Annotated in this window: 19 protein-coding genes; 12 read left to right on the top strand and 7 right to left on the bottom strand. The window is 52.4% G+C overall.

Annotation, left to right across the window (positions count from 1 at the left end; translation table 11 throughout):
* The 4 genes from folD to HBA55_RS37885 form a co-directional block, all read left to right on the top strand.
* A partial coding sequence (gene folD, locus HBA55_RS22570) for a bifunctional methylenetetrahydrofolate dehydrogenase/methenyltetrahydrofolate cyclohydrolase FolD (protein ID WP_166996074.1) occupies positions 1 to 879 on the top strand: 879 nt, incomplete at its 5' end.
* Between the two features lie 58 nt (positions 880 to 937).
* Complete coding sequence (locus HBA55_RS37245) at positions 938 to 1,351, top strand: acyl-CoA dehydrogenase family protein (protein WP_206019925.1); 414 nt, start codon at positions 938 to 940, stop codon at positions 1,349 to 1,351.
* Positions 1,303 to 1,851 carry an acyl-CoA dehydrogenase family protein gene (locus HBA55_RS37530; protein WP_240946209.1) on the top strand — a complete coding sequence of 183 codons (549 nt, stop codon included), beginning with the start codon at positions 1,303 to 1,305 and terminating at the stop codon, positions 1,849 to 1,851. The genes HBA55_RS37245 and HBA55_RS37530 overlap by 49 nt, the downstream gene beginning before the upstream one ends.
* Positions 1,755 to 2,105, top strand: a complete 351-nt coding sequence (locus tag HBA55_RS37885; protein ID WP_338109440.1) for a DDE-type integrase/transposase/recombinase — start codon at positions 1,755 to 1,757, stop codon at positions 2,103 to 2,105. The genes HBA55_RS37530 and HBA55_RS37885 overlap by 97 nt, the downstream gene beginning before the upstream one ends.
* 319 nt (positions 2,106 to 2,424) lie before the next feature.
* On the opposite strand, the gene HBA55_RS22560 is transcribed toward HBA55_RS37885, so the two are convergent.
* Positions 2,425 to 3,438, bottom strand: coding sequence for a helix-turn-helix transcriptional regulator (locus HBA55_RS22560; protein WP_166996073.1), 1,014 nt, complete (start codon positions 3,436 to 3,438; stop codon positions 2,425 to 2,427).
* 242 nt (positions 3,439 to 3,680) lie between these two features.
* Here HBA55_RS22560 and HBA55_RS22555 point away from each other — a divergent pair, with 242 nt between their 5' ends.
* Both HBA55_RS22555 and HBA55_RS22550 read left to right on the top strand, forming a co-directional pair.
* Positions 3,681 to 5,150: a flavin-containing monooxygenase gene (locus HBA55_RS22555; protein ID WP_166996072.1), complete on the top strand. Its 1,470-nt coding sequence runs from the start codon at positions 3,681 to 3,683 to the stop codon at positions 5,148 to 5,150.
* A 9-nt stretch (positions 5,151 to 5,159) separates the two neighbouring features.
* The gene (locus tag HBA55_RS22550) at positions 5,160 to 6,188 is read left to right on the top strand and encodes an alpha/beta hydrolase (RefSeq protein WP_166996071.1); all 1,029 of its coding nucleotides are present in this window, start codon (positions 5,160 to 5,162) and stop codon (positions 6,186 to 6,188) included.
* On the opposite strand, the gene HBA55_RS22545 is transcribed toward HBA55_RS22550, so the two are convergent.
* Positions 6,176 to 7,180: a C45 family autoproteolytic acyltransferase/hydrolase gene (locus tag HBA55_RS22545; protein WP_166996070.1), complete on the bottom strand. Its 1,005-nt coding sequence runs from the start codon at positions 7,178 to 7,180 to the stop codon at positions 6,176 to 6,178. The two genes, HBA55_RS22550 and HBA55_RS22545, sit on opposite strands and share 13 nt — an antisense overlap.
* Positions 7,180 to 8,619 (bottom strand): biotin carboxylase, encoded by a 1,440-nt coding sequence (locus HBA55_RS22540; RefSeq protein WP_166996069.1) that lies wholly within the window; start codon positions 8,617 to 8,619, stop codon positions 7,180 to 7,182. The genes HBA55_RS22545 and HBA55_RS22540 overlap by 1 nt, the downstream gene beginning before the upstream one ends.
* A gap of 379 nt (positions 8,620 to 8,998) precedes the next feature.
* On the opposite strand from HBA55_RS22540, the gene HBA55_RS22535 reads away from it, so the two are divergent.
* Complete coding sequence (locus HBA55_RS22535; RefSeq protein WP_166996068.1) at positions 8,999 to 11,911, top strand: aminotransferase class I/II-fold pyridoxal phosphate-dependent enzyme; 2,913 nt, start codon at positions 8,999 to 9,001, stop codon at positions 11,909 to 11,911.
* Between the two features lie 44 nt (positions 11,912 to 11,955).
* On the opposite strand, the gene HBA55_RS22530 is transcribed toward HBA55_RS22535, so the two are convergent.
* Positions 11,956 to 12,930: a LacI family DNA-binding transcriptional regulator gene (locus HBA55_RS22530; protein WP_166996067.1), complete on the bottom strand. Its 975-nt coding sequence runs from the start codon at positions 12,928 to 12,930 to the stop codon at positions 11,956 to 11,958.
* Positions 12,931 to 13,332: 402 nt separating this feature from the next.
* Here HBA55_RS22530 and HBA55_RS22525 point away from each other — a divergent pair, with 402 nt between their 5' ends.
* The 5 genes from HBA55_RS22525 to HBA55_RS22505 all read left to right on the top strand — a co-directional run bounded on the left by HBA55_RS22525 (position 13,333) and on the right by HBA55_RS22505 (position 20,746).
* Positions 13,333 to 14,544 carry a NupC/NupG family nucleoside CNT transporter gene (locus tag HBA55_RS22525; protein ID WP_206019923.1) on the top strand — a complete coding sequence of 404 codons (1,212 nt, stop codon included), beginning with the start codon at positions 13,333 to 13,335 and terminating at the stop codon, positions 14,542 to 14,544.
* A 15-nt stretch (positions 14,545 to 14,559) separates the two neighbouring features.
* Positions 14,560 to 15,774, top strand: a complete 1,215-nt coding sequence (locus tag HBA55_RS22520; RefSeq protein WP_166996065.1) for a phosphopentomutase — start codon at positions 14,560 to 14,562, stop codon at positions 15,772 to 15,774.
* 57 nt (positions 15,775 to 15,831) lie between these two features.
* Positions 15,832 to 16,539, top strand: coding sequence for a purine-nucleoside phosphorylase (gene deoD, locus HBA55_RS22515; RefSeq protein ID WP_166996064.1), 708 nt, complete (start codon positions 15,832 to 15,834; stop codon positions 16,537 to 16,539).
* 302 nt (positions 16,540 to 16,841) lie between these two features.
* Complete coding sequence (locus tag HBA55_RS22510) at positions 16,842 to 19,067, top strand: TonB-dependent receptor (protein ID WP_166996063.1); 2,226 nt, start codon at positions 16,842 to 16,844, stop codon at positions 19,065 to 19,067.
* Between the two features lie 419 nt (positions 19,068 to 19,486).
* Positions 19,487 to 20,746 (top strand): amidohydrolase family protein, encoded by a 1,260-nt coding sequence (locus HBA55_RS22505; protein WP_166996062.1) that lies wholly within the window; start codon positions 19,487 to 19,489, stop codon positions 20,744 to 20,746.
* A 107-nt stretch (positions 20,747 to 20,853) separates the two neighbouring features.
* Here HBA55_RS22505 and HBA55_RS22500 read toward each other — a convergent pair whose 3' ends face one another.
* Genes HBA55_RS22500 through tal form a run of 3 tightly spaced genes read right to left on the bottom strand, consistent with a single transcriptional unit; the run spans position 20,854 to position 25,327 of the window.
* The gene (locus HBA55_RS22500; RefSeq protein ID WP_166996061.1) at positions 20,854 to 22,311 is read right to left on the bottom strand and encodes a sulfatase family protein; all 1,458 of its coding nucleotides are present in this window, start codon (positions 22,309 to 22,311) and stop codon (positions 20,854 to 20,856) included.
* Between the two features lie 3 nt (positions 22,312 to 22,314).
* A complete protein-coding gene (gene tkt, locus HBA55_RS22495) occupies positions 22,315 to 24,321 on the bottom strand; it encodes a transketolase (RefSeq protein ID WP_166996060.1) in 2,007 nt (668 codons plus the stop codon).
* Positions 24,322 to 24,364: 43 nt separating this feature from the next.
* A complete protein-coding gene (tal, locus tag HBA55_RS22490) occupies positions 24,365 to 25,327 on the bottom strand; it encodes a transaldolase (RefSeq protein WP_166996059.1) in 963 nt (320 codons plus the stop codon).
* Positions 25,328 to 25,701: the final 374 nt, after the last annotated feature.

Genomic DNA, 25,701 nt, shown 5'->3' with positions numbered 1-25,701 from the left:
ATTGATGGTAAAGCAACTGCCCAACAGCTGCGCGATAATATTGCCGCAGCGATAGACACATTGAAACAACAACACAACCTGCAGCCGGGGCTGGCGGTAGTGCTGGTGGGCGAAGACCCTGCCAGCCAGGTGTATGTGCGCAACAAAGGCCGCAAAACCCTGGAAGTGGGCATGAACAGCCTGGAATTCAAACTGCCCGCTGAAACCAGCGAGGCGGAGCTGCTGACAAAAATCGCCGAACTCAACGGCGATCCGTCCGTCAACGGCATCCTGGTGCAACTGCCGCTGCCTGACCACATTAACGAAACCGCAATCATCGAAGCAATCGCTCCGGAAAAAGACGTGGACGGCTTCCACGCCGTTAACTCCGGCAAGCTGATGAACGGCGAGCAGGGGGCCCTGGTGCCCTGTACCCCCCAGGGGTGTGTGATGCTGGCCAAACAGCATCTGGGCGACAACCTTTCCGGCAAACACGCGGTGGTCATCGGGCGCTCCAATATCGTCGGCAAGCCGGTGTCCATGCTGCTGTTGCAGGAAAGCTGCACGGTCACCGTGTGCCACTCCCGCACCCGCAACCTGGCGGAAATCTGTCGGCAGGCGGACATTATCGTCGCGGCGGTGGGACGCCCGCTGATGGTCAAGCGCGACTGGGTCAAGCCCGGTGCCACGGTGATCGATGTGGGTATCAATCGAATTGACGCCGAAGATGGCAAGACCCGCCTGGTCGGTGACGTTGACTATCACGAAGCGGCAGAGGTGGCCGCTGGCATCACACCTGTACCCGGCGGTGTGGGACCCATGACCATTGCCTGCTTGCTGCGCAACACCCTGGTGGCCAGCTGCCTGCAGAATGGTGTGGAATTGCCCGATTCAGTCTGACTGAGGTTAGCGTTTCCCAGTAAATCTACCGAGGTTTAGAGTAGTCCAGTCAATCTGGTTGATTGAGAGCAGGTGCAGCGGTTTCTCTTTCAAAATTGGTTCGGCCGCCATTGTCTTTGACGGCACGGATGAGCAGAAGCAGCGTTACCTGCCCAAATACGCCACAGGAGAACTGATTGGATCCTTCTGTTTAACCGAGCCCGATGTTGGCTCCGATGCGGCCTCGGTGAAAACATCCGCAGCCAAAGAGGGTAATCACTACATTCTCAACGGCACCAAACTTTTTGTCACAAACGCCCCTCGAGCGGGTACCTTTACCGTTATCGCCCGCACCAATCCGGGTGAGAAAAAGGCCAAAGGCGTGTCCGCGTTTATCGTAGATGCCGATTCCCCTGGCATATCGTTGGGTGCCAAAAACAAAAAATGGGGCATGCGGGTTCCCACACCTGTGACGTCATTTTTGACAACGTAAAGGTGCCTGCCAGTGCCCTGATTGGTGGAGAAGAAGGCAAAGGCTTCTACACCTCCATGAAGGTGCTCGATCGGGGCCGTCTTCACATTGCCGCTGTCAGCGTGGGCGTGGCCGAGCGCCTGCTCGATGATGCTCTGCGCTACGCCATGGAGCGTCAACAATTTGGAAAGCCCATTGCGGAACACCAGCTTATTCAAGCAATGTTGGCCGACTCCAAGGCGGAATGTTATGCCGCCAAATGCATGGTGCTGGACGCGGCGCGCAAACGGGACGAGGGCGAAAACATCAGCACCGAGGCCAGCTGCTGCAAAATGTTCGCCACCGAAATGGTCGGGAGAGTGGCCGATCGCGCCGTTCAAATACACGGTGGGTCTGGTTACATTGTGGACTACGGTGTCGAGCGATTCTACAGAGACGTGCGTCTCTTCCGTCTATACGAAGGCACGACACAAATTCAGCAAATGGTCATCGCGAAGAACATGGTCAGGGATGCAAGTTAAGGAGCCTACAAAATATTGACACTGGAAAGAGAATCAAGATTCGCCAATGCAAATTTTTGAACAACAGGGTCGAACAGGAGCATCGATTCATTAAGCGGATGATCAGGCCTATGCTAGGGTTCAAGAATTTCTTTAGCGCGCAACGCACGCTTGCAGGAATTGAGCTGGTTCGGATGCTGAAAAAGGGACAACTACGAAACCAGGCGGGAATGTCAAAAACTCCCGCAGAGCTGTTCTATGGTCTCGCGAACTAGTAGAGGTCCTCCTCATTTGAACACGCCACGTCCTCGAACCCAATTGCGACAAAACCGATGTGTTAACAATGGGCTAGCAGAGGTGAGCGGGGTGCGACTTGATCGGCCAATCACCCAATTCTCTGAATGGGAGACCCTATTGATTTTCTCCCTAAAAACGTCAAAGATTGCTGGAGACACGGTCACCCAAGATATAGCGCCTCCAGCGACCCACGACATACAGATGCTCAAAGATGATCAAATAGCAGACGCCGGCAATGCCCCGGCAGAGAGTTGAAGTCGGTAGAGGTAAGCATCCTGAATAATCGACAGTGAACCTTCAGTCCTTTTGGGGGTAGCCAGCGGTGTGAGAGTCCCGTCCTGTGTTATCGCTTTTGCCCTTCTTTTTCCGCCACTTCAGCGGCGATAACCCCGTCTGAGTGGCAAAAGCGCGTGTAAACACTGCAGGCTCCGAATAACCCAACCGATGGGCAATCTGCGAAACCGTAAAGGATTCATTGCGTAAAAAATTCTTCGCACGTTCCGTCTGCACATGATTGTAAAGGTCCTTGTACGAGGTCCCTTCCTCTTTCAATTTTCTGGCAAGCGTTCGTTCCGACATGGCGAGCTGCTTCGCTATATCCGCGCGACCGAGAGGAGGCGTGTAGGCCCATAACCACCTCGATACCTGTTCAGTGAGGTCTACATCCTCCGCAAGAGAGGATGACAATTTCTTCGCAATGGCCTTGAAATTTCGATGGGACAAAGAGCTTGCGTGAATAGGAGTTGCCTGTTCGATACTCAATGGATAAAACGTTTGTGCTGCTTCGGCATCGAACTCTATCGGGCAGGGGGCGAAGGATTTGACCTGTGGCCAATCCGGTGGGGTTGGAAAGGGCAGTGTAATTCGGGTGGGTGCATGGTCTTCGCCCATTATGGATTTGACTTCTGCTGTAGCCGCAACTAGATCCAATACCAAACAATAACATCTGAGTCGCTCCAGCTGCTCGGTTGAGATTCCCGGTAACTTGGGTTGCTCCATGGTGAAAGTCGTTGTCAACTCCGATGAGCCTCGGGTGACGACAATACGTGAATGTCCCCAGCTGAGTTCAGGATAGGCCAGAGCTACCCTCAGTGCCTCTCGTAGAGTCTCGGCATACTTCATGGCAAGACCGATAACGCCAAAGTGCTCGATCGTTAATTCCGAAGCCATCCGAAAAACAATGGCGATCACTGACCAGTCCGTTTCCATTTCGTTCAGTATGAGGTTGATAAGCTCCAAATGTTGGTTTGAAGAAATCGGAAAGGTGGGATCCTCGTACGCGTGAGCGGGCAAGCCAACGTTTTGAATCATCACTATCGACCCCTGCGGCGAGATCTGGAGCGCCTCCATCAGCCCGAGCACGCTGGCTATGGTCCGGTGTGCCGTGGAAAGGTTTCCGCTGGCTACGACAGAATTGGATTGACTCATTGGTCACGTGGCAAAGTGAGACATTATGGCCTAAAGTATCAAAAATTCGGCCTGCTCTGCAATGCCCTTCGGTTTCGGATGTCCCTACAGTATGTGTTAAACGCAGCTTCGGGAGACAGGACCAGATGACCAAAACAGAGCATGTTAATGTACTTATTATCGGTGCAGGTATTTCGGGTATTGGCGCTGCCCATCATTTCAAGGAACAGTGTCCGCAAAAGTCCTTTTTGATTCTGGAAAGCAAGGACACCCACGGCGGAACCTGGGCGACCCATACCTATCCCGGTATTCGCTCTGACAGCGATCTCTATACCTTTGGCTACCGCTTTAAACCCTGGACGGGAGCCCCGATTGCTGACGGCCATCTGATCAACGACTATATCGGCGAAGTTATCAAAGACGACGGTCTTGAGTCGCATATTCGATACGGACATGAAGTCATCAAAGCCAGTTGGTCTGATGCGACCCAGGTATGGACGGTCATCGTCAATAGGCTGGACACCAATGAGGAGGTGGAGTTTAGCTGTAACTTTTTCTTCTGGACCGGGGGCTATTACGACCATAAACAAGGCTACACGCCCGAGTGGCCTGGCTTGGATCGGTTCGAGGGCACGATTGTGCATCCGCAGACCTGGCCTGATGATTTGGATCTGTCCGGCAAAAAAGTGGTTGTCATCGGCTCCGGGGCAACGGCCGCCACACTGATTCCCAATATTGCCGATGATTGTGCTCATGTGACCATGTTGCAGCGTTCTCCGACCTATTTCTGGACCGGTGAAAACCGCAATGAGTTGGCCGATCGCCTGCGCATGTTGAAGCTGCCAGAAGAGTGGGTTCACGAAACGGTACGCCGTGACCTGCTGCATACCGCAAAGGAAATTCAGTACACAGCGGCCGAGCAGCCTGAGTTGGTCAAAGAAGAGCTGCTAAAGGTGGTGCGTGGCTTTGTCGGCGATGAGGTGGCCGAAAAGCACTTTATGCCGAGCTATCGCCCCTGGCAGCAGCGTCTGGCCTTTGTTCCGGATGGCGATCTGTTTCATGCCGTCAATTCCGGTAAGGCCTCCATTGTTACGGACCAGATTGAAGCTTTCACTGAAAAAGGTATCATGCTCAAATCCGGCGAGGCGCTGGAAGCCGACGTAATTATCACGGCAACGGGTTTTAATTTGTTGGCTATGGGCGGCGTAGGGTTTGAAGTGAATGGCAAGTCAGTGGATTTGGCGGACACCTATACCTATCGTGGCATCCTGCTGTCAGGTCTGCCGAATTTGGCCATGATGTTTGGCTATTTGCGAACCAGTTGGACCATGCGGGTTGATCTGGTGTGCGACTATCTTTGTCGTCTGATCAATCACATGGATAAAAAAGGCGCGAAGGTGGTTACCCCGACATTGCGTGAGCAGGATCGGAATATGCCGAAAAATCGCTGGATTTCGGAACAAGAATTTAATCCTGGCTACTTCAATCGCCGTCATCACTTGATGCCGAAGAGTGGCGATCGGGAACCCTGGGTGTTTTCTCCCGATTACTATACCGAAAAAGATCAGCTCCCCAATTTCGATCTGGATGACGATACTCTTATTTATACAAGGTAATACCGCCTAATGAAGATATTCATCGCCGCGTTTTTTGTTATCGGCCGGGTGTTCCTGCTCCACGCCCCCCGAGGCTTCTGGCGGCTGTACTATATTGGCCGCAGTAAGCGAATCGATGGCCGTACGCTGGACCCCAGAGCGCAGGCTTATCTGAGTTTTATGGCTCTGTTGGAACAACCACATATGCCACCCGTGCAGGTGGTTCGGGGCGGTTACGACAAACTCGACAGGATGTTTGGCGGCGAACGTGTTCATGTCGAGCAGGTCAGCAAACGCGAGATCACCATTAATCAGCATCCGCTAACCGTTCAAACCTACGATACCCAACCCGTTGACGGCCTCAAACCGGGGCTGCTGTTTTTTCACGGCGGTGGTTTTGTTATTGGCAGCGTAAAATCTCACGACGGCTTCTGCCGGCGACTGGCCCGAGATACTGGTCGTCGGGTGGTCTCGGTTGAATACAGGAAGGGTCCGGAACACAAGTTGCCAAGCGCGCAGGAAGATGCTGTAGCCCTTTGGGATTGGCTGGTTGATAACGCTGCCGCAGAAGGTATCGACAAAGCCGATATTGCGGTTTGTGGCGACAGCGCCGGTGCGGCTTTGACATTGGTTGTCGGTAAACACGCGGCTCAATCGTATATACAGCCCAGTGCGCTCATCCCCATTTATCCGCCTGAAGCCAGAATGGCGGAAACCAATAGTCGCAGGTTACTACTCGATCAGAACATATCCCTCACCAGAAAGGTGCTGGATTGGTTTGGTATGCAGGCTACCGATGACAGTACTGATTACGATGATCCGCGCTACGCTTTGTCATCGTGGAAGTTGCCGAGAACCTATATCATTACCTGTGGTTTTGATCCTCTCAGGGATGAAGGCGAGGCCATCGTCCAACACCTGCTTGCTCTAGGCACCGATGTGCTGCACGAAGAAAAGCCCGGTTTATTTCATAATTACATTTTGCTCGGCGGGGTGTTCCCGGAGGTGGATGAAACAACCAGGGCCATCGGCGGTTTTTTACAGACTCAGCCTCGATAGACTACGGTACGCTCTTGCTCCACAAAGTGGTCAAAACCCTGCCGCCAGCTCCCGTCCGGCCAGTGCAGTTCCATATAGCCGGCGGCAGGAAAATAGGTGCTGGTGTAGAGCGTGCCCCAGCCTCTGGATTCGGCCGCATAACGATACAGGGGTGGAAGTAGAAACAACTGCTGGAAATGCGCAAAACTCTGGCGCTGATCATCCAGTCGTGCGGCCAGGAAGTTCTCTCGAATGCGACTGTCCGCCAGGCATTCATAAAGATTCACTTCGCGCGGATGCTGGTGATTGGTGGCTCGATTGCGGTGGGTCACCTGGACGTCGCGGTCCGGCGATAGCAGCACGGTGACGTAGTTTCCTTGCCGGTCCACCAGGGTGACATTGTAGGATAGTTGTACCGGTATTCGGCGCAGAACGTCGGTCGCCTGCTCAACGGTCTGGCAGAATTCCAGGATATAGCGAAGAATCAGTGTAATGGAAAAGCCGCGACCGAGCTCCCTGCGACCGCCATAGGCCAGGGATACCGACAAGCCGTGCTCATTGATGCCATCCAACACGCCCCAAAAGCAGTCGGTCATGGCAATCACCGCGGTGCCATTCCAGTTGCTGTGCAGCAATACCGACTCGCACAGGCCGGCGGGGAAGTCATAATTGCGGATCAATGCCGTTTCCCCCCGCGTCCATACCGCCTGAGAGCAGCCCGCAACGATCGCCGGAGGATCGTAGAGCGTCAGAAACCGGGCTGTCAGTTCATCGGCCGCACACACCTGCAGGAGCTGTTCAAAGGTGGGTAACAGCTCCGGCATGTGGGAGCGCAACAGGGTCAATCCCCTGGCGTAACTGGGCCGTTGCTTGTCGCCATCTCGCAGATACCAGCGACGGTAGCCCGGCGCAAACCATTGCCATAACCCCGCCAGCTTGGCCCCCGGCCGCGCTTCGCTGATGCTGCGAAAGCGGGCGCTGGTGTTTTGAAGGTGGTGGCCGATGTCTTTCATCAGTAGATTTTGTAATGCAGTCCGGAATACCTTCTGGGCTCCATATCCGCCGACGGCAGGGTAGTGCGGTATTGTTGTTTAATGGCGGAATTCCAATTGCGGGCCCGATCATTGATATTGCCATTGGGGTCCTGGACCCGACCGCGAGTCAGCAAAATCCCGAGATCGGCCCCTTTGTAGCTGTACTCACCTTCGCCGAGTATGCGCAGGAAAAACCCCTCGGCCTGATCCGAGGCATTGCTCCAGTCTACGGAGCGTCGCAGAAAATCGATGCCGCCACCGTCGTTGAGTCGCCAGATACCGGAGGCGGGGGCCGAGGTGATCAAACCCACTTCTTCGTGGGTTTGCTTTAACACCAGGGTGCTCCAGCTGTCGTAGTGCAGCCAGCGCTGCTGGATGGCCTCCAGATCCAGCTCATAGTCCACATCAAAGAACTCCAGCAGATGGAAGAACAACAGCGGCACCCCCCCGTATTTTTGGGTAATCAGGTTAGTCACCGGAGAGGCACCGCTGATGCGGGGATTGATTTCTCCCAGGTATACCGCCTGTGTATCTCGATCGATAAGAAAGTCCATGCAGAAGGTGCCTTTGTAGCCTTCCTGATACAGCCGGTCTCCCAGAGACTTCATCATCTGAATGATCTCGTCCCGCTGGGTTTCGGAAAACTCCGTGGCTGCTGTTTCGTTCCCACACCAGCCGCCCTTGTAGGGGGTGATCTCCGTGTGCCCAACCACTTCCATCATCACTGGGCCCACGAGGGTGCCGTGGCGGGTGGCGACCCCCTCCACTGTGCCGGAAATGGGGTCAATGCGTTTCATCACCTTGATTTCTTCGCCAATGATATCCTCGGCGTATTCTTCCCAATCGCTTTCGCTGTTAATAAAGAAAGTCGTGCGCCCGGAATCCCCATAGGGCGTCTGTACCACCAGTGATTCTCCGAGGCCGGCTTTGGCCGCCAGTGCCCGCAGTTTGGCATAGTCATCGGCCTTGCCCAGGACATTGGGCACGCTGGCAACACCCGCTTCATTCGCCAGTTGTGTGGTCACGATCTTCGAATCGATACGATTGCGCAATTCGGCAGGGGGCAGGGCAATCTCCAGTCCCAGTTTCTTCGCCAGCACTTCGGTCTCTTCGTCGAACATCACCGTCAGCAATTTGCCACCCGCCGGTTGGCTGCGTATGAGTTTGATGACCTCTTTCTGTCGCAGCAGATAATTCACCACGTCCACCATTGACTCAAACTCGGGCGACTCACGTTCTTCCGGGGTAAATACCCGGTGATGAAAACGGTCAAAACAGTCGAAATAATTAATATATTGCAGGCTGGGTACCAGCTGCCCCAGTCCCAGAATATTGAACGGTGAGGCAGAGATAAAGTAGATCGGCGTCTTGTTCTCGCTGAAGAAACGGTAGATCTCATTAAGTCCGTTGAGTTTCATCGGGGCGGCTCTCTTCGCCTGACGGCGTTGCTTGGTTATTTTGAGGATGGTTTCTAACACACGCCTGGAGCAATGGGTCCAGGGTAGTAAGAGGGGGTTCAGCCGTGGCCGCGCAAGGGTGGATTCAGGTTTCATCGGTGCGGAAGGCCTATGCAGACAGTGGGTGAAGTCATCCGGGAAACAATAGCACTGTGATGTCTGACAGGTATTTTTGTTTTTTATGGTTCTGTGAAAGATTGTTAACCGCACGTTGCAATGGGGATGTTAACGGGCTGTTTACAACTTCTTTCAGCTTGATACACCCTGAAAAGGCAACATTGGCTATGCTATGCGGGCTTTCTACTCCTTCCTCCTCCTGCTGCTACTATCCGGTTGATTTATGACTGCTCAAAAAACAGAAGCGATCTACAGTGCTATTGGGTTTTACCACAAGTTCTTTCACCAGAGGGCCGATGCCTGGAACCAGCTCAAATCCGATATTGCCGCCTTGGCCAAGGAACCTGTCGACAGTGGCAACAGCGATGAGTTGCGTAAATCCGTTGTTCATGCACTGAATCAACTGGAACAGATTGAAGAGTACACAGCGTTTCCGTCCAAGAGCGACTTTCAGTACCTGTGGCGTCTCTACCACAGCGACCAATTTGAACAACTGGAGGTCTCAATATCGCGAGTGGGCCGCGCTATCACCTCCGGTATCTATCGCCGGCGGGAGATCATTCTCGATCAACCGCTAATGAAAATGCAGAAGGTGGAAGACGACCATCAACAGGGTGATAAGGGGCAGGGTAAGAGTCGCCCTTATTTCGAGCTTTTGATTATCGACAATTTTACTTCTGTCAAACACGAAGAGGTGGTGCGCAAGGCTTTTCTGGAAATGCGACACGTTGATGACCGCTATGTTTACGACGTGGTGGCCGTGAGCAATTTTGAAGATGCGCTGGTGGCTCTGTTAATCAATCCCAATATTCAGGCCTGTATCATTCGTCAAAGTTTCAGCTACAAGTCGAAGCACGAGTTCGAATTCCTTAAGCACTATCTGCCGGCAGTCACTGAAGAGGAGTTCAACGAACTGGATGACGCGAACAAGAGCGGATTGCTGGGCAAGGCACTCAAGAATATTCGCCCCGAGGTGGACCTGTTCCTGCATTCCAACCAGGCCATGGAAGAGGCTGCCGCAGGAGAGTCTCTTTGCTTTAACCGGATTTTTTACCGCGAGCCGGATATTATCGATCAGCACCACAGTATCCTGCGGGGTATTTATGATCGTTACCAGACGCCTTTCTTTTCGGCACTTCGCCAGCACAGCAGAAAGCCCATCGGCGTCTTTCACGCGATGCCGTTGTCGCGGGGCAAGTCGGTGTTTTCGTCCAATTGGATTCAGGACATGGCGGACTTTTATGGTCGCAATATTTTTATGGCGGAGACATCGGCCACCTCCGGAGGCCTCGATTCGCTGCTGCAACCGCGAGGCCCTATGAAAAAGGCCCAGGAACTGGCCTCCAAGGCGTTTGGCTCCAAAGAGACCTATTTCGTTACCAATGGTACCTCTACAGCCAACAAAATCGTAGTGCAGGCCCTGATCAAGCCCGGCGATATTGTGCTGGTGGATCGCGATTGTCACAAGTCGCACCATTACGGACTGATGTTGATGGGCGCCAATGTTTCTTATCTGGACTCCTATCCTTTGAACAAGTACTCCATGTACGGGGGGGTGCCGCTGCGGGACATCAAGAAAAAACTGTTGGAGTTCAAGCGTGCCGGTCAGCTCGATCGAGTCAAGATGTTACTGCTGACCAACTGCACTTTTGACGGCATTGTCTACAATACCCGCCGGGTGATGGAGGAATGTCTGGCGATCAAACCTGACCTGGCATTTCTCTGGGACGAAGCCTGGTTTGCTTTCGCCACCTTTAATCCCATTTACCGTCCGCGCACTGGCATGCACGCGGCGCGTAAGCTTAAGCATCATTATCGCTCTGAGGAGTATGCTCAGAAGTACCAGGCGTTTAAAACGGAATTCGACAAACTTGATCCGGCCGATGATACCACCTGGCTTGATCGCCCCTTGATGCCCGATCCGGCCAAGGTACGGATGAGGGTGTATACCACCCACTCAACCCACAAGACGCTGACCTCACTGCGTCAGGGCTCTATGATTCACGTTTACGATGAGGATTTTCAACGCAAATCCCGCTCGGCATTTCATGAAGCCTATATGACTCACACCTCCACTTCACCCAACTATCAGATTCTTGCCTCCCTGGACGTGGGGCGGCGGCAGGTGGACTTTGAGGGCTACGAGCTGGTGCACAAGCAGATTGAAGTGGCCATGGCCCTGCGTGAACAGATATACAACCATAAGGGCCTGAGCAAGTATTTCAGTGTGCTGGTAAACAAAGATCTGGTACCCGATGAATACAGGCCCTCAGGTGTGGAAAGTTACTACGATCCAAACACCGGATGGAGCCGCATGGAGGATGCCTGGAGTGATGACGAATTCGTTGTCGACCCGACCCGTATTACGCTCTTTATCGGTCACACCGGTGTGGATGGTGACACCTTTAAAAATCGCTATCTGATGGACACCTATGGTATTCAGGTGAATAAGACCTCGCGCAACACTGTGCTGTTTATGACCAATATCGGTACCAGCCGCAGTGCGATTGCCTACCTGATGGGGGTGTTGATGAAGATCGCCCGTGATCTGGATGCACGGCAAGAGGAGAACAGTCCCGCCGAGCAATTGCTGACCAAACGTCGGATCATCTCGTTGACCAAAGATTTGCCGCCCTTGCCGGATTTCAGCCGTTTCCATCGTGTGTTTAGTCCGGGTTTTGAGCGCGATACCTCAGAAGGGGATATTCGCAGTGCCTACTTTACCGCTTACGACGACGAGAGCTGTGAATATCTGCGGATTGACAATGGGCAGCTACAGAACAAGATTCGCTCGGGAGTTGAAGTGGTGTCGGCCAGCTTTGTGATTCCCTATCCGCCGGGGTTTCCGATTCTGGTACCGGGCCAGGTGATCAGTGAGGATATTCTGGAGTTTATGTTGGCATTGGACGTCAAGGAGATTCACGGCTATCGACCGGATATGGGCGTGTGTGTGTTCCGGGATGCCGTGTTGGAGCTGGCGGATACCGAAGCAGGTGCTGAGGTTGAACTGATTGAGGGCAAAAATCCTGAGACGATCAGCGGCAAAACGGTCGCGCCCTCCAAGAGTCGCAATAAAGCGAGTAAACCCCTAAAGAGCAAAGCAACAAAGGCGGGTTCAGCTGCGGCGACCGGTTGATATCGATGAACTCACACAGATGCGTGAAGTGGGAGTGATCCGTCTCACTTCACCTCTGCAGTAGACTCCCGATGGGTAAAGCCAACATCCAGAATCACAGTCCGGGTGGGTTTATCGGGGGTCTGAATTTTTTGAATCAGCATGGACACCGCCTCCGACCCGATCGCAGAAATGGGTTGAGCCACAGTGGTTACCATGGGCTCAACCAGCGTAGACCAGGGGATATCATCGAACCCGATCACTGAAACATCGCCGGGAACACTCAGCCCCAGATTCTTCAGCGCTTTGATTGCGCCGATGGCAACCAGGTCGTCAGCACAGATCACCGCCGTCGCGGTCTGCTTTTTCAGTGCTTTTATGGCCTTGTCATTGAGATCGGTATGGAAGGGCACTTCCACTTCCCAGGCGAGCTCAAGCTTTCCTTTCATGGCTTCGAGTACGGCGTTGCGACGATCCCGGGCACTTTCGATAGATTGTGGGCCGGATAACAGACCTATACGTTGATGACCATACTTCAGCGCTTCTTCCACCTGTAAATGGCCGCCTCGATTAAAATCACATTTAACGGTGTCATAGCCTGGCAGTGTGGTATCGATCAGTACGACCGGGCATTTAACCTTGCCGAAGCTCTTGGGGATGCTGTCATCAAGGGGAAACCAGATGATGCCGTCGACCGCCTGTTGAGACAGCACGTTAAAGCCGTCTTCCTGTTCCCGCTTGTCAGTCTGGCAATCAATAAGAAGTACTGCAAAGCCCGCCTTTCTGGCTGCGTATTCGACTTGCTGGGCCAAGTTGGGGAAATAGGGCTTGGTCAAATCCGGTAATAGCATACCGATCAGATTTGATTGGCCGGTGCGAAGGCCCTGAGCTTTGCGATTGGGCTGGTAATCGAGCTCCTTGATCGCCGCCAGCACTTTCTTTTTTACCTCGGCGCTGATCGAGCGTCTGCCGCTCAATACATAGGAGACGGTAGCGGTGGAAACACCGACCCGTTTTGCCACGTCTTTCAGGGTTGCCATGTTCCGGTTCCTTGGTTAAACGCAACGAATTTAACATATGAAGGTATTGTTAAACACTCTTTAAACTGCCAATTCCTTAATTTCGCCGAAAATGATGGCATTTTACGTGAAATACGGATTCACGGTCTGTCAACTTACTTTAGTCACCAACTTCGATGAGAGGGAGGTTGGGTACTCGTAACTGACTGTGACTTAAAGGTTTAATCGATTATACAAAATTCCTCAGATGCAAACTAAAGGAACCATCTTTTCCTTTTGAGAATAGAGAATATGCCAAATAAATAGGCTTGACAGGTCCTGTCCACATCAATACGATGAACAAATACTGTTTAATCGATTAAACATTAGTTCAGCGAAATAATGATAACAGCGTAAGCTTCTAACGATGGGTTGCAACTGAGAATGAGTCTACTGGGAATCTTCTGTATTTTGGCCATCGCATTGGCGCTCTCTGATAACCGCAGGGCAATCAAATTAAGAACCGTGATTGGTGCTTTCTCCCTGCAGGCCGGGTTGGCCGCTCTTGTCCTCTACATCCCTATTGGTAAATCCATGTTGGGTGCGGTCGCTGACAGTGTTTCCTATTTGATTGAGTACGCCAATGTCGGTGTTGGGTTCTTGTTTGGGAATCTGGCTAAGTTCGAACTGGGTTTTATCTTTGCTGTACATGTCTTGCCAATCATTATTTTCTTTTCGGCCTTAATGTCGGTGCTCTACTACCTGGGAGTTATGCAGAAGGTGGTTTCTGTTTTCGGAGGTTTGCTCAAAAAATTGCTGGGCACCAGTCATACGGAGTCAGTGTCGGCGACGGCCAATATTTTCCTGGGACAAACGGAGGCCCCGCTGTTGGTTCGTCCCTACATCAGCAGAATGACAGAATCTGAGCTATTTGCGGTGATGTCCGGTGGTCTGGCGTCCGTGGCCGGAGCGGTTATGGCCGGTTACGCAGGCATGGGGGTCGAGCTTAAATACTTGATTGCTGCGAGTTTTATGGCCGCTCCGGGAGGCCTCTTGATGGCCAAAATCATGAAGCCCGAGACTGAGGTGTCGGTTGTCGAATTCGACAACGCCAAGTTTGACGACGAAGACCAACCCGCCAACGTGGTTGATGCCGCTGCCGGCGGGGCCATAGCCGGTATGAAATTGGTTCTGAATATCGGCGCCAGTTTGCTGGCATTTGTTGCCTTGATCGCCATGATCAATGGCATTGTTGGCGGCATCGGTAACCAGTTTGGTGTCGCCGGACTCAGTGTCCAATCCATGCTGGGTTATGTACTGTCTCCGTTGGCATTTGTCCTGGGTGTACCTTGGGAGGAGGCGGTCGCGGCAGGAGGGTTGATCGGCCAAAAGCTGGTGTTGAATGAGTTTGTGGCGTATATCGACTTTCTGTCTATCAAGGATACGCTCTCAGCGCCTACGCAAATTATCATCATTTTTGCCCTGTGTGGATTCGCCAACCTGGCGTCCATGGCCGTGCTGTTGGGCGGACTGGGCGGAATGGCACCCGAACGGCGTCACGATATCGCTCGTCTGGGCTTCAAGGCCATTGTAGCCGGTTCACTGTCCAATTTGATGAGCGCGGCTTTGGCCGGCTTCTTTCTATCCCTGGTTTAAGAGAGACATTCGACAATGAAAAGAGCTGTGATTCTGGTGCTGGATTCCTTCGGTTTGGGGGCAACCGATGATGCCCACAAATTTAACGACGCGGGTTCCAATACCCTTGGCAATATTGCTTCGGCCTGCGCTGCAGGTCGCGCTGATGAGGGGCGCAGGGGTGTGCTTAGATTGCCGGAATTAAGTAAGCTCGGACTGATGCATGCGGCGGCAGAGAGTAGTGGCACCTTTCCGGCGGGGGCTGATCAGACTGTGGAGGTTATTGGGGCTTATGGTTTTGCCGAGGAGCTGAGTACCGGGAAAGATACCTCCAGCGGGCACTGGGAAATTACCGGCGTGCCGGTGTTGTTTGATTGGACTTACTTTACGGACAAGACCGACAGCATTCCCGTCGATATTCTGAACGCATTGATCGAGGCAACCGGCATTCCAGGGGTGCTTGGCAATTGCCATGCTTCGGGTACCGAAATCATCGCCCGTTTGGGGGAGGAGCACCAACGAACCGGTAAGCCCATTGTCTACACATCCGCAGACAGTGTGTTGCAAATAGCCTGTCATGAGGAATCGTTTGGTCTTGACCGCCTTTTGCAGCTTTGTGAGGTGTCGAGAACGCTGCTGGACGAACACAATGTTTGTCGGGTTATCGCCAGACCCTTTGTGGGTAGCGATGCATCCAATTATCAAAGGACGGGAAACCGGCGAGATTTCTCAGTGGTGCCGCCCCAGCCCACGATGCTCGACAGAATGATAGAACACGGTGGGGAGGTGATCAGCGTTGGAAAAATCGCTGATATATTCGCGCAGCAGGGGATCAGCAAAAAAATCAAAGCCACCGGCCTGACGGATCTTTTTGATAAAACGCTTTCCGCTCTGTCTGAAGCTGGTGACAATAGTATCGTGTTTACCAATTTCGTTGACTTTGACTCGTCCTATGGCCACCGCAGGGATGTGCCGGGTTATGCTCGCGCGCTTGAGTATTTCGATAGCCGGTTGCCGGAACTGCTCAATCAGCTTCAGCCTGATGATGTGTTGGTGATTACTGCCGACCACGGTTGTGACCCGACTTGGCCGGGCAGCGATCATACCCGAGAGCACATCCCCGTGATCGTCTACGGAGACAAGGTACAGCCAGGCTCGCTGGGCAAACGTGGAACCTTCGCCGATATTGGGCAAAGCCTGGCGGCGTGGTTTGGATTGCCGGAGCTTGAGTTTGGAACCAGCTTTTTTTAATCCATCAGGCAGTGTTCAGATTGCCTGAAAATTGTTTTCATTTTTTCTGAGGTAACTATGTCTGCAAAACACATCAACGCCAATAAAGGTGATTTCGCCAAAACCGTTATCATGCCTGGAGATCCGCTGAGGGCTAAATATATCGCCGAAACTTTTCTGCAGGGCGCCCGATTGGTTACCGATGTTCGGGGCATGCTGGGGTTTACCGGTGAATATCGTGGCAAGGCGCTATCTGTAATGGCTCATGGCATGGGTATTCCATCGGCCTCCATCTATTGTACTGAGCTGGTGACCGAATTCGGCGTCGAGGAAATGATTCGGGTGGGCAGTTGTGGGGCGGTCCATGACGATATCTCCCTGCGTGACATTATTATCGGCATGGGGGCGTCGACGGATTCAAACGTCAACAGAATGCGTTTCAAGGGCTACGATTTTGCAGCTATTGCCGACTTTGGACTGCTCAGGAAGGCTGTGGATGTTGCAGAACGGCAGGAGTTGCCGGTGCGCGTGGGCAATGTCTTTTCAGCGGACCTGTTTTACACCCCGGAGCCGGAAATGTTTGATGTGCTGGAAAAGTACAACGTTTACGGTGTTGATATGGAAGCAGCCGGTATCTATGGAGTGGCGGCGGAATTCGGGGTGAAGGCGCTGACGATTCTGACAGTGAGTGATCATATCCGCACGGGGGCAGCTCTGAGTAGCGACGAGCGCATGAATTCGTTTAACGAAATGATTCAGTTGGCGTTGGAGGCGGCAATTTCGTGATCCTTGCCCTCAAATTCTATTGAGATAACCGCGATCCCGTTAATAACCTAACAATCTTGGCGCGCGTCGGTCTGCGGTTGACAGGCGGGCGGCAAGGTGTAAATAATAGTTTAATCGATTATACATTTTGTTGTTATTCGAAATGGCTATTCCATCGAGCATTGTTGATAAATAGGGGGATAAACAATATTAATAGGCCATAACTGGCAGTAATGATATTACAAATGATTTAAAGAATGAGTTAATGCATTAAATCATCAAATAAAAATACATCCAAATAACCTCTAATCGAGGAGCAGACAATGATTCCGAGCGTTGAAACAGTCAACCGATCTATCAAGGCGTTAGCCAAACCTTCACTGATTGCCGTTGCAGTGCTTACTGCAGCTTCCCCGTCTATGGCCTTTGAGCTGGAAGAGGTGGTCGTTACCGCCCAGAAGAGGGAGCAAAATATCCAGGATGTGCCCCTCTCTGTAACAGCCATGAACACCGAAAAGCTTGACGAGCTGGTCGGTGGCGGAGCTGATCTGAGAGCCCTGGCCGGCAGGGCGCCAAGTCTTCAGGTAGAATCATCCTTCGGGAGAGCCTTCCCCAGGATTTACCTGCGGGGCCTGGGCAACACCGATTTCGATTTGAACGCCTCCCAGCCAGTATCCCTGTTGTTTGATGAAGTGGTGCAGGAGAACCCGATTCTGAAGGGGTTTCCGATATTTGATGTGGAACGCCTGGAAGTCCTGCGTGGCCCACAGGGGACTCTGTTTGGGCGTAACTCTCCCGCCGGCATCATCAAGTTTGATTCCAGAAAGCCCACCCAGGAGTTCGATGCCTATTTCAAGGTGGGCTATGGCACCTTTGATCTGGTGGATTTGGAGGGTGCCGTCGGTGGTGCGTTAACCGATACCCTGTCCGCCCGCCTGTCGGTTCAAGTGCTCGAACGTGACGATTGGCTGGATAACACGGGACCTCAGGATGACCTTGAGGGCTACAACGATACCGCCGCACGTTTTCAATTGCTGTACGAACCCAATGACTCCTTCAGCGCACTTGCCAATGTCCACATGAGAGATCTGGATGGCACGGCGAGGGCGTTTCGAGCTAATATTGTTGAGCAGGGCACCAACGATTTTGTATCTGGCTTCGATATGGACAAGGTCTCGACCAATGGCGAGAACGAGCAAAAAATAGAAACCTTGGGTGGATTACTGAAACTCACCTATGACACAGGCAGCCTGATCTGGACCTCCATAACCGGTTACGAAGAAATCGACATGACCAGTGTTGGCGACATCGACGGCGGTATCGCCGGTGTCGGTCCTGGATTTATTCCCTTTGATTCTGTTACCAGAGGCTCGATTCCCGATCATTATCAGTTTACACAGGAAATTCGAGTAGCCAGTGCCGACACGGAAGGCTTTGAATGGCAGGCTGGGTTGTTTTACTTCCAGGAAGATCTGACCGTCAGCCAGATTTCCTACTCGGACGGCGCAGGTACTGTACCCCGGGTCAACGTTCTTCAAGAGCAGGAAACCGATGCCTGGGGTGTGTTCGGCCGGGTGGGATACGACGTCACAGAGTCATTCAACCTGACTTTGGGGCTGCGATATTCCTCTGACGAAAAAGATTATGCGGCGCGCCGTTACGAAGGTCTGGTTTCTTCCGGTGTTGTACAAGTTGGTCCTCTGACAACCAACCCCGACGACGACTATGTCAGCTGGGATATCAGCGGTACCTACTTTATCGACGAAGATGTCAGCATTTATGCCAGAGCCGGTCGCAGCTCCCGTGCACCGAGTATTCAGGGACGTATCCTGTTTGGACCTGCCCCTTCATTGAGTGAGGCGGAAACCGAAACCAATACCTCCTTCGAGGTTGGCCTGAAGTCTGAGCTGATGGACCGTCGACTGCGCTTAAATGCAACGGTATTTGCCTGGAAAATGGAGGATCAGCAGGTAACGGCAGTCGGTGGAACGGCGAATACCTCGACGCTGCTGAATCTGGACGAAACGGTTGGCCGGGGTATCGAAGCGGATATCGAATTCGCCGCCACCGAAAACCTCTATATCAGCGCCGGTTTCAGTTATAACGATACCGAAATCAATGATGATGAAACCACCGTTCAGGTTTGTGGCGCGCCCTGCACACCCTATAACCTTAACGAACAGGGACGAGGCATTCTGGATGGTTCTTCGCTGCCACAAACGGCTGAGCGAATCGCCAATTTGGAGGTCAAGTACACTCAGCCTCTGAAAAACGGAAACTCAATCTACTTTAGTACAGATTGGAGCTATCAGAGCGACCTTCGATTTACCCTGTATGAATCAGAGTCGTTCCGTCGTGACAGCATTCTGTTGGGTGGCGCCCGATTTGGTTATGTGATGCAGGATGGCAAGTATGAAGTCGCCGCCTACGGTCGTAACATCACCAACGAGGAATACTTGACCGGAGCAATCGATTTCAACAACCTGACGGGGTTTGTCAACGAGCCAAGAGTCTGGGGCGTGGAGTTTATTGCCAACTTTGGCGATTGATCATCACTACGGATTTTAGACCCTTCGAAAGGCTCAGTTTAATCACTGGGCCTTTTTTATGTACAGGATGTACGGTAATCCGCGAGAGGCAGGACGCCGGTAGCGGTCAACTTCTATCAATAGAAGATTGGAAATTCCAAAAAATAACAAGGTGCAATATGTTTCGAGTGTTTTCGCTGTGTATGTTGATTTTCCTGGCTTCAGTATCCGGTGCGGATGATAGCGCTGATAAAAGCTCCCCTGTGGAAATGGAAGCATCCGTTTCCGCGTACTTCGAAAAGATAAAGAAAGATCCAATAAGTCTTCGTCATTTCTTATATCGTTTCCCTAAGGGCGGGGATCTGCACAACCATTTGGACGGATCGATCTACGCAGAAAGCTACCTGAGGTGGGCAGCGGAAGACGGGAGATGTATCGATATGAGTACATTCTCTATTTCGACGTCCCCCTGTGATGAAAATGCTGGCAATGTTCCTGTCAGTAGCATCTTTTCAAATGAACAGATCTATCAAGGTGCGGTCGACGCTATGTCCGTTCGCAACATAGAGTTTGGATCTATCTCAGGTCACGATCAGTTTTTCTCCACATTCAGGAAGTTCTCCAAGGCCATTCCGGGGAGGGAAGGTGAGATGCTGGCGGAGGTTGCCAATAGAGCGGCCAGGCAGAACACACACTATCTTGAATTGATTGTTGTGTTTGGCATTTTTGAAGCATCATCGCTGCGGCACGGTGTTTCCCACCAATACACTGATGATGACCTGAAAACGCTGGTTGATGGAAAGGAAATCGACGAGATAGCAGGGCAGGTCATCTCACTGACTGACCGGGCGGAAGCAAAAATGCGGGATATTCTGCAGTGTCAAACGAAATCGCCAAAACCAGGCTGTTCGGTTGAGATTCGATACCTTCCCGCCATGATTCGGGTATTCCCCAGGACGGCTTTGATCTCTCAGGCGGCGATCGCATTCAGTTTGGTTGCACGGGATTCCCGCTATGTCGGGGTCAACCTTGTTGCTCCCGAGGACAGTAGAATCGCGCTACAGGATTATGATTGGCAAATGCAACTGCTCCAGGATATGGCAAATCAGTTTTCCACTCCAATCCCAAGGACACTTCACGCGGGTGAGTTGGATCTCGGGTTAGTGCCTCCAGAAGCACTTAAGGATCATATCAGCAAAGCGGTACATAAGGCTGGTGCGCGTCGCATTGGTCATGGCGTCAGTGTTGGGTTCGAACACGACTACCCCGTTCTGCTGGAGACCATGAAAAACCAGGGAATACTGGTTGAAATCAATTTGACCAGCAACGAGATCATATTAGGTGTTCAGGGAAAAAGGCATCCCTTCTTAAGCTACCTGAACGCCGGCGTGCCCATGTCGTTATCGACGGACGATGAAGGCGTCAGCAGAATAGATCTGACCCACGAATACCAGAAAGCGGTAGAAACCTACAATATCAGTTACGCGACGCTGAAAAGCCTGTCCAGAAATGCATTGGAGTACAGTTTTTTGCCGGGAGAGAGTCTGTTTACAGAGCCTCGACATTTTCAGCGCGTAGAGGCCTGTAAACAGATGGAAAGTCGTGTCTGCAAAAAATTCATCAGCCCTAGTGAAAAAGCTCGTCTTCAACGGCAGCTGGAAGAGCGATTTCTGCGATTTGAACAAAGTCTGGCGTTCTAAGCTTAGGCTCGCATGGCTCAGACTCTAGCCAATTGAAATCATTCCCTGTAGCAGCCCGCTCCGAGGGCGACCGGTCGCGCTCAGAGCGCGCTGCTACAGTGGGTTTTCTACTTCATTAATTTTTCGGTTTTCGCATTGGGGAAAGGTTGTGACCAGAAATGACGGCCACTTTTCCCCTTGACCTCATAGCGTTCGAAAAATTGAACCAATTTCGAGCTCAGTAGCTCTCGCACTTGGTCTCTGGGCGTGGGCGAACGATGGCGCTCTGCAAATGGATGAGAAAGATCATACCAGCGGTCGTCAGGTTGAGAGGTTGAATCCTCGGAATAATAGCGCACCAGCTTCCAGTGTCCGTCGGTGATCATGCGGGCATTGCCTCGTTCCGATACCTGAAACCGCCTCCAATCCAAAGTCCGCTCTCCGTTCAGCAGAGGACGCAGGGAACGGCCCGGGCCGTAGTCAGATTTGGGATGTTTACCGCCACTGGCAATATCCCGGATAGTGGTATGAAGATCAATAAGATCCACCAGTTCCCCGCGGCTCTGATGCCCTCTCAGTAGTTGTTCGGAGCCAAAGAAAATCAGAGGGATGCGAATGGTTTCTTCGTAAAAATTGGGTGGGTAGGAGGCATTGGCTTTGCCATACAGACCATATTGCCCCATTAACATACCGTGATCTGAGGTGTAGATAAGCAGCGTATTGTCAAGTAAGTCCCGGCCTTCCAAAGCATCCAATACTGTTCCAACCTGTTCATCGATCAACGACACGGCTGCCAGGTACTGTGCCAGCTGTTCCTCATGTTCATCAGGAACCAGAGTGTGTTTATTTAGGTTGGGTAGATCTGACGAGTTGCCCGCTCGTATGATTTTGCCAGCAATGGGGCGGTAGTGATCAACCAGACGTTCGGGCAGGCCCGCAAAAGGGGCGTGCGGCTCAACCAGATTCAGACTGATAAAGAATGGCTTTGAAGACGACTGGTCAATAAAGTCCACAGCCTGTTGCGTTAAAAAACGCGCCTGAACACCCGTGTATTGAGTCGGGTTGCCGTCCTCCGAAAACTTGACGGTTCCTCTATGGAGATACTGATTACGCCACCCCGCCTTTAGGGCATCGTAACTCAGCCACTTATCGAAGCCGGCCTGAGGAATGGAGCTATCGGTGGTGGCGTGCCATTTACCGATCAATGCAGTGCGATATCCTTCCTTTTGCAGATGTTCAGAGAGAAGCGTTTCACCCGCCAGCCAATTGTGATCGTATTTGGCGTCCTCCTGCAAAAAATCGTGAACACCGTGTTGTGAAGGCATTTTACCTGTGTAAAAGCTGGCGCGTGCCGGCGAGCACACGGGGGAGGGGGACATGGCGTTGCGGAACATAACGCCCCGTTCTGCCATCCAGTCCAAATTGGGGGTTTGCATGGCCGAGAGGCCATAGGCCCCGAGCGCCCATTGGCCATGGTCGTCGGCCATAACCACGATAATATTAGGCGGTGCGGCCATAGCCCTCATGAGAGCGAGATCACAGCAAAAAACCAACACCACCAACGCGAAGGTTGCAATTTGCTTCATGGACTACTCCCCGCGCGCCATTTGAGTCATCACCTTATCTACCACGTTATCCACGGTAATACCTAAGTGTTCATAAAGCAGTGTAGCAGGTGCTGACTCGCCAAAGCTTCGCATTGCGACCGTGTCGCCATCCAGACCAACATACTTATGCCAAAAATCAGCGTGTGCGGCTTCAATCGCGATACGAACACGAACGTTATCAGGCAACACAGAGTCGCGATAAGCTTTGGGCTGAGCGTCAAAACGTTCGGTGCAGGGCATGGAAACCACGCGAGTGCGGATACCGCGTTCGCAGAGCTTATGGGCCGCAGTGATGGCGATTTCCACTTCGGAACCGGTCGCAATCAGTATGGCTTGGGGGGTTAAAGTGGAATCGCTCAACACATATCCGCCCCGTTGAATATTGAGCAGCTGTTGTTCAGAGCGAGACTGGTGCGCCAGCGCCTGGCGGGAGAAAATCAGGGAGCTGGGACCATTGCCTCTTAAAATGGCTTGCTGCCAGGCGACGGCGGATTCCACAGTATCGCATGGGCGCCAGGTCTCCATGTTTGGCGTACTTCTGAGATTAGCCAAATGTTCCACCGGCTGGTGGGTAGGACCATCCTCTCCCAGGCCAATAGAGTCGTGCGTGAAGACAAAGATACTGCGCTGTTTCATCAGTGCTGCCATGCGCACGGCGTTGCGGGCATAATCCATAAAGGTTAAAAAAGTCGCCCCGTAGGGGATAAATCCGCCGTGGAGGGCAACGCCGTTCATCATCGCAGTCATGCCAAATTCCCGCACACCATAGTGCACATAGTTGCCGGCAGCGTCGGTGTCGGTAATCGCCTGGCATCCATTCCAGAGGGTCAGGTTGGAACCCGCCAGGTCGGCCGAACCACCGAGCAGTTCCGGCAACAGGGGAGCGAAGGTGTTGAGGCAGTTCTGCGATGCCTTGCGGCTGGCAATGGACGCCCCCTCGTTTTGTAAATCTCGAATATAGTTCAGGGCGCTTTCCGTGAAGGATTGAGGCAACTCTCCGTTAACACGGCGCGTAAATTCGGCATGCAGTTCCGGGTATTGCTGTCGATAGGCTTCGATCTGGTTCTGCCATTTCTTTTCAGCGTCTTCCCCCCGTTTCCTGGCATCCCAGTGGTTGTATACCTCCTCCGGTATGGAAAACGGCTTGTGCGGCCAATCCAGCGCCTGCCGGGTGGCTTCGATTTCTGTCTCTCCCAGAGGCGCTCCGTGACAGGCTTCGGATCCCTGTTTATTGGGCGAGCCTTTACCGATCACGGTCCGGCAGCAAATTAACGTCGGTTGACCGGTATTGAGCCGTGCCTGTTCGATGGCATTGGCGATCGCGTCGGGGTTATGCCCGTCAACATTGTCGATAACCTGCCAATGGTAGGAGTTAAAACGCTGTGCGGTATCATCGGTAAACCAGCCCTCAACTTCCCCGTCAATGGAAATGCCGTTGTCGTCATAAAAGGCGATGAGCTTGCCAAGCTTGAGCGTGCCTGCCAGCGAGCAGACCTCGTGGGAGATACCCTCCATCAGGCAGCCGTCCCCAAGAAATGCGTAGGTATAATGATCGACAACATCAAAATCGGGCCGGTTAAATTGACCGGCAAGCGTCTTTTCCGCCAGAGCCATGCCGACAGCATTGGCGATACCTTGTCCCAGTGGTCCGGTGGTGGTATCAACCCCGGGGGTGTAACCGAATTCAGGGTGCCCCGGGGTTTTGGAATGCAGCTGCCGGAAGCTTTTGATGTCTTCGATGGAAAGGTCGTAACCGCTAAGGTGCAGCAGCGAGTAGAGCAGCATAGAGCCATGCCCATTGGATAACACGAAACGATCTCTATTGACCCATTGCGGGTTCGTGGGGTTATGCACCAGATATTGGTTCCACAGCACCTCTGCGATGTCGGCCATCCCCATGGGAGCACCGGGATGACCGCTTCCGGCCCGCTGCACAGCATCCATACTTAACACTCGAATGGCATTGGCAAGTTGTTCTTGGCTGGGCATGTCAGAATCCTCTTGAATAAACGGGGGTGTCAGTCGTGGTGTGCTAGCGCCAGAACTGCTGTAACAGGGTTTCCAGCTTGCGTTGATCGGCGGCAAAGTTGCGAATGCCTTCAGCCAGTTTTTCAGTCGCCATGGGGTTTTCGTTCAGCGACCAGCGGAATAGATTCTCTTGAAGACTAATCTTTGCCGTCGCCGCCTCGGCGCGCGCCGGATCGAGCTTCCTTATGAGGGGGGCGTTGTCCTGCTTTAGCTGCTCCAGCAGTTGGGGGCTGATGGTTAACCGATCACAACCGGCCAATTGCTCGATTTCTTCGCAGTTGCGGAAGCTGGCACCCATCACAATGGTGTCGTATGCATGTGCTTTGTAGTAATTAAAGATCTCTTTCACCGAGACAACACCTGGATCTTCAGCAGCAGGGTAGTGGTCTCGGCCGGTGTCTGCCTTGTACCAGTCAAGAATTCGCCCGACAAACGGAGAAATCAGATAGATACCCGCATCGGCGCAGGCCATGGCCTGCTGCAGACTGAATAGCAGGGTCAGATTGCAGCGTATTCCCTCACGTTCGAGCAATTCGGCGGCTCGGATTCCTTCCCAGGTGGACGCAATTTTGATCAGGATCCGGTCGCTGGAGATGCCGGACTGCTCATAGAGTTCAATAAGTCGGTAAGCCTTTTTGAGCGTGGCCTGGGTATCAAAAGAGGCCCTGGCATCAACTTCCGTCGATATGGTACCGGGAATGATTTTGAGGATCTCGGCGCCTATATCGACCGCGAGTCGATCGCTGCAGTTGATTAGCTGCGTATTGATGTCTCCACCCTGCGTCTTACTCCAATCTACGACACCTCGCACAACAGACTGATAGCGGGGTAGTTGGGCGGCCTTGAACAGTAGAGAAGGATTAGTGGTGGCATCAACGGGTGCAAATTCGCGGATGGCGTCGATATCACCCGTATCTGCGACCACTACGGTCATTTGCTTGAGTTGTTCCAGTTTGTTGGTTGTCATAGGGCTCTCTCCATCAGGTTCACTGGCAGATTATGTTTAATCGATTAAACCATTTGGTCATAGTATTTTGACATCTGCCAAATGTAAAGCTGCATCCCCCGAAAATAGAACCATAACGTTTCCGAAATGGATTAAATTAACTTATGAATGAAGAATCATGGGAGTTATTACGAATTGGTTGTAGTCGCCTGCAAGAGTATGTTGACAGCGGCTTTCTATTCGCATAACCTGACATAGGTTTAATCGATTAAACATCGATTTACATCGTTCTTCTCTTTCACGAGCTTGGGTCTGTGCCTGGTTGTGCGACCTGATAACACCTTTACTGACCCTCCCCACCTTCGGGTGGGGCATTTTTGCCAGTCAGTTTGCAA

Origin of the sequence: Pseudomaricurvus alkylphenolicus, from assembly GCF_011683955.1 — a bacterium.
Lineage (GTDB): Bacteria > Pseudomonadota > Gammaproteobacteria > Pseudomonadales > Cellvibrionaceae > Pseudomaricurvus > Pseudomaricurvus alkylphenolicus.
This window is presented reverse-complemented; position numbering and strand designations above follow the sequence as displayed.